Below are 14,068 nucleotides of genomic sequence, written 5' to 3' on the forward strand. Positions count from 1 at the left end.
GGGTACCTAGGCTCGGCCCGTGCAGGTACCCCGCCCGTCGACCCTCCCGCTGACCGGCTCGCTGGACGATCCGCAGCGGGCGCGCGACCTCGCCCGCATGAAGCGGCTGGCGACCGGGCTGTTCCTGGTCGCCGCCGCCGTCTTCGTCGGCTGCGTCCTGCTCGGGCCCGAGCAGGGCGCCTGGGTCGGCTACGTCCGCGCGACCGCCGAGGCGTCGATGGTGGGCGCGCTGGCCGACTGGTTCGCCGTCACCGCGCTGTTCCGGCACCCGCTCGGGCTGCCCATCCCGCACACCGCGATCATCCCGCGCAAGAAGGACCAGATCGGCGAGAGCCTGGGCACCTTCGTCCAGGAGAACTTCCTGACCCGCAGCGTCGTCGAGGAGAAGCTCACCACCGTCGACGTCCCCGGGCGGCTGGGCGCCTTCCTCGCCTCCCCCGGTCGCGCCGAGCGCCTCTCTGGGGACGCCGCCGCGGCCCTCAGCGCGCTCACCGACCTGCTGCGCGACGAGGACCTCGAGCCCGCCGTCGCCGCCCTGGTCCAGCGCAAGCTGCACGAGACCCCGGCCGCGCCGGCCCTCGCCCGGGTGCTCGAGCTGGTCGTCGACGGCGACCGGCACCAGGAGGTGCTGTCGGCGGCGCTGCGGCTGCTCTCCCGCTTCCTGGAGGACAACCGGCTGGTGTTCCGGGCGCAGCTGGGTGACGCCTCGCCCGCGTGGGTGCCGGACTGGGTCGACGACCGGGTGTTCGACCGCATCTTCGCCGGCCTCCAGCGGTTCTTCGAGGAGGTCGGCAGCGACCCCCGCCACCCGCTGCGGCACTCCTACGACGTCCGGCTGCGGGCCTACGTCGAGGCGCTGCGCACCGACCCGGACACCGCGGCCCGCGTCGAGTCGCTCAAGAAGGAGCTGCTCGAGCACCCCGCGGTGCGCACCTGGTCGGGCTCGCTGTGGTCCAACGCCAAGAGCGCCGTCCTCACCGCGGCCGCCGACCCCGGCTCCGAGCTGCGCGCCCGCGTCACCGGCCTGATCCTGCACGGCGCCCGGCTGCTGGAGACCGACCCGACGGTCCGCGAGCTGGTGCAGCGGCACGCCCACGGCGTCGCCGGCTACCTGGTCGAGCGGTTCTCCGCCGACGCCGCGGACCTGGTCAGCAGCACCGTGGCCCGCTGGGACACCGAGGAGACCAGCCGGCGGATCGAGCTCCAGGTCGGCCGCGACCTGCAGTGGATCCGGGTGAACGGCACCGTCGTCGGCGGCCTCGCCGGGCTGGTCATCTACACCGTCGCCCAGCTGATCGGCTGAGCCGCCGCGGTCAGGTCTGGATGTAGTCGACCAGCTGCCGGCGCTCCTCCTCCAGCTCGTCCAGGCGCGCCTTGACGACGTCGCCGATCGAGACGATGCCGACCAGCACGTCGTCGGCGACGACGGGCACGTGCCGGACCCTGTGGTCGGTCATCGTGCGGGCCAGGCCGTCGACGCTGGCGTCGGGCGGGCAGACGTGCACCTCGGTGGTCATGACGCTGGAGACCGGTTCGGCGAGCAGCCCCGCCCCGCGTTCGTGCAGCCCGCGGGCGACGTCGCGCTCGGAGATGATGCCGTCGACGTGGCGGCCGTCGGAGGAGACGACGAGCGCGCCGATCCCCTTCGCCGCCAGCAGGGCGAGCGCGGAGCGGACGCTGTCGGACCCGTCGATCGTGGCGACCACGGGATCCTTGCGGCGGAGCAGGTGGCTGATCTGCACGGGGACCTCCTCGGGGGCGGTGCCGCGGAGTGTGCTCCTCCGCCCCCTCGGGAGGCAACGGGCCCGGCTGCAGGGCCCGTGTTACAGGGCCGCGGCCTCCCGGCGGCGCAGCGCCACCTGGTAGAGCGCGACGCCCGCGGCGACGCTCACGTTGAGCGACTCGGTGTCCCGGTCGATCGGGATGCGGACGACGACGTCGCACTTCTCGCGCACCAGCCGCGACAGGCCGGTGCCCTCGGCACCCACGACCAGCGCCACCGCGTCGGCGAAGCCGTCGTACTCGTGCAGGTCGACGTCGCCCTCGGCGGCCAGGCCGACCGTCTGCAGCCCGGCGTCCTGGTAGGAGCCGAGCGCGCGCGGCAGGTTCACCGCCCGCGCCACCGGGATGCGCGCGGCGGCACCGGCGCTGGTGCGCCAGGCCGACGCGGTCATGCCGACGGCGCGGCGCTGCGGGACGACGACGCCGTGCGCGTCGAAGGCGGCCGCGGAGCGGACGACGGCACCGAGGTTGCGCGGGTCGGTGACCCCGTCGAGGGCGACCAGCAGCGGCGGGCGGCCGGAGTCGTTCGCCAGGTCGAGCAGGTCGTCGGGGTGCGCGTAGTCGTACGGCGGCACCTGCAGGCCGATGCCCTGGTGCAGCGCACCCTGCGACATGCGGTCGAACTCGGCCTTGCCGACCTCGAGCAGCGGCAGGCCGCGGTCGGCGGCCAGGCCCAGCGCCTCGATGATCCGCTCGTCGGTGGTGCGCTGGTTGTCGCCGGTGACGACGTAGAGGGCGTTGGCCGGGATCCGCGCGCGCAGCGCCTCGACCACCGGGTTGCGGCCGAGGAGCAGCTCGGGCGCCTCCTCGGCGCGCTGCCGGGCCCGGGTGCGGTCGGCGCGCTGCCGCTCGGCGGCCTGGGCCCTGCGCTGGGCCGGGTGGCCGTAGCGCTGCTCGGCCGGCGGCGTCGCGCCCCGGCCCACGAGGGAACGGCGGTTCTTGCCGCCGGTCCCGGCGGTCGCCCGCTTCTTGCCGGCGCCGTCGCTCCGGCCTCGGCGCTGGCTGTTGCCGGCCATCAGCGGCTCAGCTCCCATCGGGGTCCATCAGGGGTGTCCTCGACGGTGACGCCGAGGGTGGTCAGTTGGTCGCGGATCGCGTCCGCGGCGGCGAAGTCCTTGCGGACCCGTGCGGCCTGGCGCTGCTGCAGGGCGAGCGCCACCAGGCCGTCGGTCGCCTGCGCGAGCCGGTCGTCGGAGCCGGTGGCCCACTGGGGGTCCAGCGGGTCCAGGCCCAGGACGCCGAGCATGGCCCGGACGGCGCCGAGCGCGGCCGCGGTGCCCGAGTCATCGCCGTCGCCCAGCGCGGTGTTGCCCTGCCGGACGGCCTCGTGCACCGCGGCGATCGCCGCCGGGGTGCCCAGGTCGTCGTCCAGGGCGGCCGTGAAGGCCGGGGGCAGCTGCCCCTCGGCGTCGGCACCGACGCGCTCGGCCGCGCGCTTCACGAACGACTCGATCCGCCGGTAACCGGCGGCCGCCTCGTCCAGGGCGGCGTCGGTGAACTCGATCGTCGAGCGGTAGTGCGGGGCGACGAGGTAGTAGCGCAGCTCCACCGGGCGCACCCGCCGGACGACCTCGTCGACCAGCGCGGTGTTGCCCAGCGACTTGCTTCATCTTCTCGCCGCCGAGGGTGACCCAGCCGTTGTGCATCCAGTACTGGGCGAACCGGTCACCCGCTGCGCGGGACTGCGCCTGCTCGTTCTCGTGGTGCGGGAAACGCAGGTCCAGGCCGCCGCCGTGGATGTCGAAGGCCTCGCCCAGGTACTTGCCGGCCATCGCCGAGCACTCCAGGTGCCAGCCGGGCCGGCCGCGGCCCCATGGCGTCGCCCACGAGGCGGTCTCCGGCTCGCCGGGCTTGTGCGCCTTCCAGAGGGCGAAGTCGCGCGGATCGCGCTTGCGCTCGTCGGTCTCGGTGTCCGCCGCCGGTTCCAGGTGCTCCAGCCGCTGGCCGGTGAGCGCCCCGTACTCCGGGAAGGAGCGCACGTCGAAGTAGACGTCGCCGTCGACGGCGTAGGCGTGCCCGCGGTCGATCAGCCGCTGCATGAGCTCGACCATCTCGGGGACGTGCCCGGTGGCCCGCGGCTCGACGGTGGGCGGCAGCACGCCCAGGACGTCGTAGGCGCGGGTGCAGGCGCGCTCGTTGAGGAACGCCCACGCCCACCACGGCACGTCGCGCTCGGCGGCCTTCGCGAGGATCTTGTCGTCGAGGTCGGTGACGTTCCGGACGTAGGTAACCTCGAGGCCGCTCGCGTCCAGCCAGCGGCGCAGCACGTCGAAGGAGACCGCGGCCCGGATGTGGCCCACGTGCGGGGGGCCCTGCACGGTGAGACCGCAGACGTAGAGCGACGCCCGACCGGCACGCAGGGGCGTGAAGTCGCGGACCGCGCGGGCGGCCGTGTCGTACAGGCGGAGGCTCACTGCGCCGAGTCTACGGAGTCGCGGGGACTGCTTCCGCCTGCGGAGAGCCGGGCTCCCTCGTCCGGACCACCAGCGCGGTGGCCACCGCCGCCCGCCCCTCGCCCCGGCCTGTCAGCCCGAGCCCGTCGGTGGTGGTGGCGGTCACGCTCACCGGGGCGCCCAGCGCGGCCGACAGCACCGCCTCGGCCTCGGCACCGGCGCGGCCCCACCTTGGGGGTGTTGCCGATCAGCTGCACCGCGACGTTGCCGACCAGCCAGCCGGCGCCGGCGAGCACCTCGCGGACGTGCGCGAGGACGTCGGCGCCGCGGGCGCCGGCCCAGCGCGGGTCGTCGGTGCCCAGCAGCCCGCCGATGTCCCCCATCCCCGCCGCGGAGAGCACGGCGTCGGTGATCGCGTGCGCCACGACGTCGCCGTCGGAGTGCCCGGCGCAGCCGTCGGCGCCCGGCCACTCCAGGCCGGCCAGCCAGCAGGCGCGGCCGGCCTCGACGGGGTGGACGTCGGTGCCGACGCCGACGCGGGGCAGTGCGCTGCTCATGGGGCGGCCTCTTCGAGGGTCAGGGCGAGCTCGGCCAGCGCCAGGTCGTGGGCGACGGTGACCTTCGCGGCGCGCTCGTCCCCGGCGACGGTGGTCACCGGCACCCCGGCGGCCCGGACGACGGCGGCGTCGTCGGTGAGGTCGGCGTCGGGGTCGAGGGCGGCGTAGGCGGACTCGAGGGTGGCCCGGTCGAAGCCCTGCGGGGTCTGCACGCGGCGCAGCTGCGCGCGCGGCACCGCCTCGACGACCAGGCCGTCGTCGTCGACCAGCACGGTGGTGTCGACGACGGGGAGCACGGGGACCACCGCGGGGGCGCCGGCCTCGAGCGCGCTCAGCACGCGGGCGATCGCCTCGGGCGGGGTGAGCGGCCGGGCCGCGTCGTGCACCAGCACCGCGGTGGCGGCCGGCCCGGCGGCGGCCAGGCCGGCCCGGACCGAGGCGGTGCGGGTGGCGCCGCCGTCGACGACGGTGACCTCCGCGGGGAGGGCGGCCTCGAAGGCCGGGCGCTGCGCGGCGGGGACGACGACCACCACCTCGGCCACGCCGCCGGCGAGCAGACCCTCGACCGCGCGGGCGACGAGCGGGCGGCCGCCGAGCAGGACCAGCGCCTTGGGCAGTTCGGCCCCCAGACGCGAACCACTCCCGGCCGCTGCGACGATCGCGACAGCGTGCACGGGAGTGGTCCGGACGTTCTTCGGGACAGCGGTGCTCGGCAGGACCGGGCTCAGCTGGCGAGGACCTCGTCGAGCAGGATCTCGGCCTTGTCCTCGTTGGTGCCCTCGGCGAGCGCGAGCTCGCTGACCAGGATCTGGCGCGCCTTGGAGAGCATGCGCTTCTCCCCGGCCGACAGGCCGCGGTCCTTGTCGCGGCGCCAGAGGTCGCGGACGACCTCGGCCACCTTGTTCACGTCACCGGAGGCCAGCTTCTCGAGGTTGGCCTTGTAGCGGCGCGACCAGTTGGTCGGCTCCTCGGTGTGCGGGGCGCGGAGCACCTCGAACACCTTGTCGAGGCCCTCCTGGCCAACGACGTCACGGACACCGACGATCTCGGCGTTGTCAGCCGGGACGCGCACGGTCAGATCGCCCTGGGCGACCTTCAGCACGAGATACGCGCGCTCGACGCCCTTGATGGTCCGCTGCTCGATCGCCTCGATCAGAGCGGCGCCGTGGTGCGGATAGACGACGGTCTCGCCGACAGTGAAGCCCATGTGAATGTGACCCCTTTCGCTGACCCCAGAGTACCACGGCAGACTGACCCGACGGATCCGAGCAGTGCCGCAAAGGTGCAGGTCAGAGGGCTGATCGCCCCCGGACGAGGGGTTGACAGAGGCATGGACGGTGTGCGTGGACACAGCTCGCGAGGGGGTCTCGCGGTCGCGCTGACGCGCGCCACGCACCCCGGTCCGGCGCTCGCCGTGACCACGGTGGCGACGCTGCTGGCGGTCGCCGCGGACGTCGGCGCCGCGCGGACCGCGCTGGTCGGCCTCGCCGTTCTCGCAGGTCAGGCGTCCATCGGCTGGAGCAACGACTGGCTGGACGCCGACCGTGACCGCGCCGTCGCGCGCGCCGACAAGCCGGTGGTGACCGGCGCGGTGGACCCGGGGCTGCTGCGCGCCGCGGCGCTCGGCTCGGCCGCGGCGGCCGTCGTCCTCTCCCTGCTGCTCGGCCTCACCCCCGGGCTGCTGCTGCTCGTCCTGGTGGCCAGCGGATGGGTCTACAACGCCGGTCTGAAGCGCACCGCGGCCTCCGTGCTGCCCTACGTCACCGGGTTCGGGGCGCTGCCGGCCGGCGTGGTCGCCGCGGCGCCGGGCACGCCGTCGGCACCGTGGTGGCTCGTCGCCGCCGGGGGGGGGCTGGGGGCCGCGGCCCACCTGGCCAACGTCGCCCCCGACCTGGAAGACGACCTCGCCACCGGTGTCCGGGGCCTGCCGCACCGGCTCGGCGCCCGCGCCTCCGCGATCACCTGCGCGGTGCTGCTGCTCGCCGCCTCCCTGGTGCTGGTCCTCGCCCCCGACGGCGCGCCGACCGCCGCCGGGTGGGCCGGGCTGGTCGTCGCCGTGCCGGCCGCCGTCGTCGCCTCGCTCGCCGGCACCCCGCGCGGCAGCCGGCTGGCCTTCCCGGCCGTCATGCTGCTGACCGTGCTGGACGTCGTCCTGCTGCTGGCCGGCGGAGCGGCGCTCGGCTGATCAGGGCGCCTCGGTGCCGCGCAGCCGCTCCTGCTCGACGACCGCGGGCAGGTCGGCCAGCCGGTCGAGCCCCTGGAGGGGACGGCGCATGCGGTGGTTGCCGGCCAGCCGCTCCCGCGTGCGGTCCAGGAACGCCCAGTAGCCGGCGGTGAACGGGCAGGCGTCCTCCCCCAGCCGCTTCCTCGGGTCGTACCGGCAGCCGCCGCAGTAGTCGCTCATCCGGTCGATGTAGGCGCCGCCCGAGGCGTAGGGCTTGGTCGCCAGCACCCCGCCGTCGGCGTGCTGGCTCATGCCGACGACGTTGGCGACCATCACCCACTCGTAGCCGTCGACGAAGCTCTCGTGGAACCAGTCGGTCATGGTCGAGGGGTCGATGCCGCGCTGCAGGGCGTAGTTGCCGAGCACCATGAGCCGCGGGATGTGGTGCACCCAGCCGTCGCGGCGCAGGTCGCCCAGGACGTCGGAGAGGCAGGCCGCGTCGACCGCCGCGTCGTCCAGCCCGGCCAGCCAGTCCGGCACCGCGGCGTGCGCCCCGAGGTGGTTCCGGGCCCGGAAGTCGCGGCCGAGGTGCCAGTACATGTGCCAGACGTAGTCGCGCCAGCCCATGACCTGCCGCACGAAGCCCTCGACGCTGTTGAGCGGCAGGAGCTCGCCGGCGGCGGCGCGGTCGCGGGCGCTGCGCTCCGCGGCGACGACGACCTCGAGCGGGTCGAGCAGCCCCAGGTTGAGCGCCGGGGACAGCAGCGAGTGGGCCAGCCACCGGTCGCCGGTCAGCATCGCGTCCTCGTGCGGCCCGAACGCGCCCAGCCGGTGCTCGAGGAAGTCCTCCAGCCGGTGCAGGGCCTCGGCCCGGGTGACTGGGAACAGCCGCGGGCCGTCGTCCCCGATGAAGGAGACCAGCCCGTCGGCCGCCCACCGGTCGAGGTCGGCGCGGACCTCGGCGTCGATGTCGTCCTCCTCCGGCCACCAGGGCTCGGGGACGCCGATCCGCCCATCGGCCGGCGGGGGTTCGCGGTTCTCCGCATCGAGGTTCCAGCGCCCGCCCACCGGCTCGGCCCCGCTCATGAGGACGTCGTGGCCCCGGCGGGACTCGCGGTAGAAGTCCTCCATCAGCAGCCGGCGACCGCCCCGGCCCTCCGCCCAGGCGGCGAACTGCGGCTGGGTGGTCACGAAGCCGCGCGCGGCCAGCACCTCGACGCCGGGACGGCGGAGGACGAGGTCGCGGGCGGCCCAGGACGTCGGTGCGCAGACGCTCAGCGGCTCCCGCACCCGGTCCAGCGCCTCGGCGTAGGTGCCGACCTGGTGGAACTCCGCCCGGTCGCCCAGCTCGGCGGCCCGGTGCCGCAGCGCCGACAGCACCAGGTGCGCCTTCTGGCGGTGGAACCGGCGGCGTCCGAGCACCGCCCGCGACTCGACCAGCAGCACCGGCTGGTCGGGCCGGTCGAGGAAGTGCGGGCCCAGCTGGTCGGCGAAGCACCAGCGCCGGGTGCCCGGGGCCTCCGCGGGGAAATCGGCGAGCGCCGGGTCGCCCGCCCCGTGCCCCATCCCGGTCGTGCTCGACGCCACCGGCCTCACCTCCCGGCGAGCATCGTGCGGTGCCCGATAGGCTGCACGCGACTTCGGTCCCGACCCCCGGGAACCGCTACCTCGAACCTGTGTGGAGGTCGACGGCTGTGAACCGCGCTCTGCGGGCCGCCATCGTGGGCGTTGCTCTGTTCTCCCCCATCGCCCTCTCCGCGTGCTCGGCGGGCCAGGTCGCCCAGACCGCCACCCAGGAACGGGACAAGGTCGGCGCCATGGGGGAGGTCGGCGACATCCTGCTCCGCCAGGTGCACCTGGCCTTCCCGCGCAGCGGCAGCTACGACGCCGGGGACGACGCCGAGGTCACGATGGCGATCGTCAACACCGGGGGCGAGGCGGACACGCTGGTCTCGGTCGAGGGCGAGGGCTTCGGCGACGCCGAGATCCAGGACGGCTCGGCCACCGGCGCCTCCACCGGCTCGGCCCGCTCCGGCGGCCTCGAGGTGCCTGCGGGCGGCACCGTCTTCGTCGGCTCCGACGACGCCACGATCACCCTGAGCGACCTCGACGAGGACCTGACCGTCGGGCAGGCCGTGAGCCTCGTGCTGACCTTCGAGAACGCCGGCGAGGTGACCGTGCGCGCCACGGTCGCCACCCCGTCCTCGGAGCTCGAGCGCGAGGAGGGCTTCGACTTCCACCACTCCGAGGAGTAAGCGGTACCCGCTCCTCTCCGGCTCCCGCGTCCTGTCGGTGGGCCGGGTTAACGTCGCGGCGTGCCGCCCGCTGGAGTGAAGACCGCCCGCCCTGCCCACCGCTGCACCGAGTGCGGCTACGCCTCGGCCAAGTGGGTGGGCCGCTGCCCCGAGTGCCAGGCCTGGGGCACGATCCAGGAGATCGGCACCGCCGCCCCGTCGCTGCGCGCGGTGACGGCCGGCCCGGTGACCGCGCCCGCCCGGCCGATCGCCGAGGTGGAGCTCGCCGGGGCCCGGGCGGTCCCCACCGGCATCTCCGAGTTCGACCGGGTGCTCGGCGGCGGCCTCGTGCCCGGTGCGGTACTGCTGGTCGCCGGGGAGCCCGGGGTCGGCAAGAGCACCCTGCTGCTCGAGGTGGCCCACCGGGTCGCCGAGCGCAACGGCCCCGCGCTGGTCGTGTCGGGCGAGGAGTCCGCCGGCCAGGTGCGGCTGCGGGCCGAGCGCATCGGCGCCCTGCACGAGCGGCTCTACCTCGCCGCGGAGACCGAGCTGTCCGCCGTCCTCTCCCACGTGGAGCAGGTCGCCCCGACGCTGCTCGTCCTCGACAGCGTGCAGACCGTGCGCTCCCCGGGCGACGGCACCGACGGCGGCGCCACGCAGGTCCGCGCGGTCGCCAGCGCGCTGACCGCCGTCGCCAAGAGCCGCGGGATGACGACCATCCTGGTCGGCCACGTGACCAAGGACGGCGCGATCGCCGGTCCGCGCACCCTCGAGCACCTCGTGGACGTCGTCGTCGCCTTCGACGGCGAGCGGCACTCCACCCTGCGGCTGGTCCGGGCCACCAAGAACCGCTTCGGCCCGGCCGACGAGATCGGCTGCTTCGAGATCGGCGACACCGGCGTCGTCGGCGTCCCCGACCCCTCGGCGCTGTTCGTCTCCCGCCGGGCGGCGCCCGTGCCCGGCAGTTGCGTCACGGTGACCATGGAGGGCAGCCGGCCGCTGCTGGCCGAGGTGCAGGCGCTGGTCGCCAGCTCGTCGGGCGGCGGGTCGCCGCGCCGCGCGGTCAGCGGCCTGGACGCCCAGCGGGTGGCCATGGTCAACGCCGTCGTCGAGCGGCGCGGCGGGGTCAAGCTGGCCGACGCCGACGTCTTCACCGCCTCGGTCGGGGGTGTGCGCATCGCCGAGCCCGCCGCCGACCTCGCGCTGGCCCTGGCGATCGCCTCGGCGTCCCGGGACCGCGCGCTGCCCCCCGGGGTGATCGCCCTGGGCGAGGTCGGGCTCTCCGGCGAGATCCGGCGGGTGGGCGGCACCGGCCGCCGGCTGGCCGAGGCGGCCCGGCAGGGCTACCAGGTCGCGTTCGTCCCGCCGGACGCCGGCCCGGCGCCCGCGGGCATGCGGCTGGTCGAGGTGGGCGACCTGGGGTCGGTGTTCGCCCGCCTCCTCTGAACCGGCCAGGTTCCGGATCTGGCAGGCTGACCCGGAGCCCGGTCCTCCGGACACCGGGCACGTAGACTCGGTGCCCGTACCTCTCGACCGTCAGGAGCGCTCGTGCCCGCCGCTGAGGACCCCGAGGTCGCCTTGCGCGAACTCCTCGGCCGGATCGCTCCGGGCACCGCCCTGCGCGACGGTCTGGAGCGCATCCTCGCCGGCCGGACCGGGGCGCTCATCGTGCTCGGGTACGACCGCGTGGTCGAGTCGCTGTGCACCGGCGGGTTCGCGCTGGACGTCGCGCTGTCGGCGACCCGGCTCCGCGAGCTGGCCAAGATGGACGGCGCGGTCATCGTCTCCTACGACGGCAGCCGCATCGTGCGCGCCGGCGTGCACCTCATGCCCGACCCGACCGTGCCGACCGAGGAGTCGGGCACCCGGCACCGCACCGCGGAGCGGGTGGCGATCCAGACCGGCTTCCCGGTGATCTCGGTCAGCCAGTCGATGCACATCATCAGCGTCTACGTGGCCGGGCGCCGCTACACCCTCGAGCACCCGACCACGATCCTGGCCCGCGCCAACCAGGCCCTCGCGGCGCTGGAGCGCTACAAGCTGCGCCTGGACGAGGTGGCCAGCACCCTCTCGGCGCTGGAGATCGAGGACCTCGTCACCGTCCGCGACGCGATGAGCGTCAGCCAGCGGCTGGAGATGGTCCGCCGCATCGCCGACGAGATCGAGGGCTTCGTCGTCGAGCTGGGCACCGACGGCCGGCTGCTGGCGCTCCAGCTCGACGAGATGCTGGCCGGCGTCGAGGAGGACCGCGGCCTGCTGGTCCGCGACTACCTGCCCGACGGTGGCCGCCGCGTGCGCACCATCGACCAGGTGCTCACCGACCTGCGGGCGCTGACCGCGACCGAGCTGCTCGACCTCTCCGCGGTGGCCCGCTGCTACGGGCTGCCCACCTCGCCGGACGCCCTGGACTCCCCCGTCAGCCCGCGCGGCTACCGGCTGCTCAACCGGGTGCCCCGGCTGCCCTCGGGCATCATCGACCGGCTGGTCGAGCACTTCGGCGGCCTGCAGAAGCTGCTGGCCGCCACCATCGAGGACCTGCTGGCCGTCGAGGGCGTCGGCGAGGCCCGCGCCCGCGGCATCCGCGAGGGGCTGTCCCGGCTGGCCGAGACCTCGATCCTCGACCGCTACAGCTGATCCCCACCGGCGCTCGGCGCAGGGCCCCAACGGGTGGTCAGCACGAGCACGCGGACGTAGGCCACCACGGCGACCGCACCGAGCGCGGTCGTGACCACGTCGAGCCAGACGCCACCACGATGCAGCAGCTGCTCGACGAGCACGCGGAGGAGTAGGGCGACGCCCCAGGTCGCGACCGCCCCGTCGGCCCACCGGCGACACCGGACGGCGATCGGGTCGCCGGCGAGCTCCGCCACCGCCCAGACGCGGCGCAGGAACGCGAAGGCGCACACGGTGGCAACGATCGCGCCGACGGCCAGGAGGAACAGGACGCTCCCGGGCTCCTCCTGCTCCGCCCCGTCCAGCAGCCATACAACGCCTGCTGCTCCGGCGAGGACCGGGGCAGCCCAGCCCGTCACCAGTCCGGTGCGCCGCCACACCGGGAGGCTCCGGACGTCATCGGCCGTCGATGGCTGGCGGGCACCCGTCACACGCCTCATGTCGGGCGGTGAACATTACGGCCGGGAGCCGCGACGCCGTCGGACGGACCGGCGCCCGTGCAGCGATCAGGTGAGCGTGAGCGTGGCGTCCGGGGAGCCGACCGTGTCCAGCCGGCCGCGGACGGCGTAGCTGCCCGCCGGCGGCGGGGTGCGCTCGCCGGCGCAGTCCGGGGCGCTGGTGAGCCCGCCCCAGCGCACCGGGAAGACCACCGGCTCGCCGGGCGCCAGGGTGCGTACGTCGGTGCCGGACTCGGGGAAGCAGTCGTTGCTCCCCCACACCCGCTGACCGGTGCCGTCGACCAGGATCAGCTCCTGCAGCGCCTTGTCCAGGTCGCGGACGCAGGGCACCGCCGAGGTGTTCACGACGACCAGCTCGAACAGCGGCTTGCTGCCCACCGCGGCCGAGCCCGGTGAGCGCACCTCGACCGCGAGCGCGTCGTCGCCGCAGGGCCCCCCGGCCTCGGGCTGGGGCGCGGCCGCCACCGTCTCCTCCGGCGGAGGGACGGCCGTCTCCGGCTCGGGCGCGGCCGGGGTCCGGACGGCGCCGAGCGAGGGGACGACCCGCTCCAGGGCGGGCGTGGGCGCCGGTTCCGCGGCCTCCGGCGTGATGCCCCGGGGGCCGGCGGAGCCACCGGTCAGCAGCGCGATGCCGCCCCAGGTGCCCGCGCCGAGCACGGCCAGCAGCGCCCCCAGCACGACCAGCCGGCGACGCCAGTAGACGCGCGCCGGCAGGGGTCCGACCGGGTGCAGCACGCCCGGAACGCTATCCGGGCGCGGCCGTGCCGCCCGACCCGGCACGCCGCGCCCGCGGGACGGCACACTGGACCCCCGTGACCAGCCTTCCCACCCGCCCCGTGCCGCACGCCGGACCGGACGCCGGCGAGGTGATCGTCGACTGGTTCGCCACAGCCGCCCGCGACCTGCCGTGGCGCCGGCCCGGCGTGGATGCCTGGGCGGTGCTGGTCAGCGAGGTGATGCTGCAGCAGACGCCGGTGGCCCGCGTGGAACCCGTCTGGCGGGAGTGGCTGGAGCGCTGGCCCACGCCGTCGGCGCTGGCCGCCGCGAGCCCGGCCGACGTCATCCGGGCCTGGGGCAAGCTCGGCTACCCGCGCCGGGCGCTGCGGCTGCGCGAGGCCGCGGCGGCGATCGCCGAGCGGCACGGCGACGTCGTCCCGTCGTCGGTGGAGGAGCTCGAGGCGCTGCCGGGGGTGGGCACCTACACCGCCCGTGCCGTGGCCTGCTTCGGCTACGGGCAGCGTCAGCCGGTGGTCGACACCAACGTGCGCCGCGTCGTCGCCCGGCTGGTGCACGGCCGGGCCGAGGCCGGCACGGCCCGGGCCGCGGACCTCGACGACGTCGCCGCCCTGGCGCCCGAGGACGACGAGCGGGCGGTGCGCTTCTCGGTGGCGGTCATGGAGCTCGGGGCGCTGGTGTGCGTCGCCGGCAGCCCGCGCTGCGGGGCCTGCCCGGTGCGGGACCGCTGCGCCTGGCGGCTGGCCGGCTCGCCGGCGCACGAGGGCCCCGCGCGGCGGGTGCAGAAGTTCGCGGGCACCGACCGCCAGGTGCGCGGCCGGCTGCTCGACGTCCTCCGCGCCGCCTCCGGCCCGGTGGACGCCGCGGCCCTCGAACCCGCCTGGGCCGAACCCGTCCAGCGTTCGCGCTGCCTGGACTCGCTGCTCGCCGACGGCCTGGTCGAGCAGACCGAGGACGGCCTCTTCCGGTTGCCGCACTGAAGGATCCCCGGGCCGCGCCCGGCAGTCCTCCCTCACCGCCGAGCGTCCTCCCTCACGGTGTGCGGTGAGGGTGGACGCTCCACGATCAAGTC

At 75.5% G+C, this 14,068-nt stretch carries 15 protein-coding genes and 2 pseudogenes; 6 read left to right on the top strand and 11 right to left on the bottom strand.

From position 1 onward, the window contains the following. Positions 1-19: 19 nt before the first annotated feature. Entirely contained in the window at positions 20-1,303 is a 1,284-nt protein-coding gene (locus JKP76_RS02385; protein ID WP_309229433.1) for a DUF445 domain-containing protein, read from the top strand. Positions 1,304-1,313: 10 nt separating this feature from the next. On the opposite strand, the gene JKP76_RS02390 is transcribed toward JKP76_RS02385, so the two are convergent. From JKP76_RS02390 to JKP76_RS02415, 8 genes and pseudogenes are all read right to left on the bottom strand, one after another. Then, positions 1,314-1,742, bottom strand: coding sequence for a CBS domain-containing protein (locus JKP76_RS02390; protein ID WP_200489402.1), 429 nt, complete (start codon positions 1,740-1,742; stop codon positions 1,314-1,316). An 81-nt stretch (positions 1,743-1,823) separates the two neighbouring features. After that, positions 1,824-2,816: a 23S rRNA (guanosine(2251)-2'-O)-methyltransferase RlmB gene (gene rlmB / locus JKP76_RS02395; protein WP_242471159.1), complete on the bottom strand. Its 993-nt coding sequence runs from the start codon at positions 2,814-2,816 to the stop codon at positions 1,824-1,826. After that, a complete protein-coding gene (locus tag JKP76_RS23155; RefSeq protein WP_309232948.1) occupies positions 2,798-3,115 on the bottom strand; it encodes a hypothetical protein in 318 nt (105 codons plus the stop codon). Before JKP76_RS23155 ends, rlmB begins: the two co-directional genes overlap by 19 nt. 328 nt (positions 3,116-3,443) lie before the next feature. Next, positions 3,444-4,196 (bottom strand): annotated as a pseudogene (locus tag JKP76_RS20100) (cysteine--tRNA ligase); the annotation flags it as partial. A gap of 10 nt (positions 4,197-4,206) precedes the next feature. Next, positions 4,207-4,374: a 2-C-methyl-D-erythritol 2,4-cyclodiphosphate synthase gene (locus JKP76_RS23785; RefSeq protein ID WP_375335636.1), complete on the bottom strand. Its 168-nt coding sequence runs from the start codon at positions 4,372-4,374 to the stop codon at positions 4,207-4,209. A gap of 76 nt (positions 4,375-4,450) precedes the next feature. After that, a pseudogene (locus tag JKP76_RS23790) lies at positions 4,451-4,732 on the bottom strand (2-C-methyl-D-erythritol 2,4-cyclodiphosphate synthase); the annotation flags it as partial. Next, positions 4,729-5,406: a 2-C-methyl-D-erythritol 4-phosphate cytidylyltransferase gene (gene ispD, locus JKP76_RS02410; RefSeq protein WP_200489403.1), complete on the bottom strand. Its 678-nt coding sequence runs from the start codon at positions 5,404-5,406 to the stop codon at positions 4,729-4,731. The pseudogene JKP76_RS23790 and the gene ispD, both read right to left, overlap by 4 nt. 50 nt (positions 5,407-5,456) lie before the next feature. Further along, positions 5,457-5,939, bottom strand: a complete 483-nt coding sequence (locus JKP76_RS02415; protein WP_040337433.1) for a CarD family transcriptional regulator — start codon at positions 5,937-5,939, stop codon at positions 5,457-5,459. Between the two features lie 123 nt (positions 5,940-6,062). On the opposite strand from JKP76_RS02415, the gene JKP76_RS02420 reads away from it, so the two are divergent. Then, positions 6,063-6,917 (top strand): UbiA family prenyltransferase, encoded by an 855-nt coding sequence (locus tag JKP76_RS02420; protein WP_200489404.1) that lies wholly within the window; start codon positions 6,063-6,065, stop codon positions 6,915-6,917. Here the strand turns inward: JKP76_RS02420 and JKP76_RS02425 are convergent, their stop codons facing one another. Continuing rightward, complete coding sequence (locus JKP76_RS02425) at positions 6,918-8,483, bottom strand: cryptochrome/photolyase family protein (protein WP_309229430.1); 1,566 nt, start codon at positions 8,481-8,483, stop codon at positions 6,918-6,920. 107 nt (positions 8,484-8,590) lie between these two features. Here JKP76_RS02425 and JKP76_RS20115 point away from each other — a divergent pair, with 107 nt between their 5' ends. The 3 genes from JKP76_RS20115 to disA all read left to right on the top strand — a co-directional run bounded on the left by JKP76_RS20115 (position 8,591) and on the right by disA (position 11,764). Then, the gene (locus JKP76_RS20115; protein ID WP_200489405.1) at positions 8,591-9,151 is read left to right on the top strand and encodes a copper chaperone PCu(A)C; all 561 of its coding nucleotides are present in this window, start codon (positions 8,591-8,593) and stop codon (positions 9,149-9,151) included. Between the two features lie 60 nt (positions 9,152-9,211). Continuing rightward, positions 9,212-10,576: a DNA repair protein RadA gene (radA, locus tag JKP76_RS02435; RefSeq protein WP_200489406.1), complete on the top strand. Its 1,365-nt coding sequence runs from the start codon at positions 9,212-9,214 to the stop codon at positions 10,574-10,576. Positions 10,577-10,678: 102 nt separating this feature from the next. Further along, entirely contained in the window at positions 10,679-11,764 is a 1,086-nt protein-coding gene (gene disA / locus JKP76_RS02440) for a DNA integrity scanning diadenylate cyclase DisA (protein ID WP_200489407.1), read from the top strand. Here the strand turns inward: disA and JKP76_RS02445 are convergent. Continuing rightward, the gene (locus JKP76_RS02445; protein ID WP_200489408.1) at positions 11,755-12,183 is read right to left on the bottom strand and encodes a hypothetical protein; all 429 of its coding nucleotides are present in this window, start codon (positions 12,181-12,183) and stop codon (positions 11,755-11,757) included. The genes disA and JKP76_RS02445 overlap by 10 nt on opposite strands. Positions 12,184-12,309: 126 nt before the next feature. Further along, the gene (locus JKP76_RS02450; RefSeq protein WP_200489409.1) at positions 12,310-12,996 is read right to left on the bottom strand and encodes a MucR family transcriptional regulator; all 687 of its coding nucleotides are present in this window, start codon (positions 12,994-12,996) and stop codon (positions 12,310-12,312) included. A gap of 77 nt (positions 12,997-13,073) precedes the next feature. Between JKP76_RS02450 and JKP76_RS02455 the strand changes: the two genes are divergently transcribed. Continuing rightward, complete coding sequence (locus JKP76_RS02455) at positions 13,074-13,976, top strand: A/G-specific adenine glycosylase (RefSeq protein WP_200489410.1); 903 nt, start codon at positions 13,074-13,076, stop codon at positions 13,974-13,976. Positions 13,977-14,068: the final 92 nt, after the last annotated feature.

This window comes from Blastococcus sp. TML/C7B (genome assembly GCF_016612845.1).
GTDB lineage: Bacteria > Actinomycetota > Actinomycetes > Mycobacteriales > Geodermatophilaceae > Blastococcus.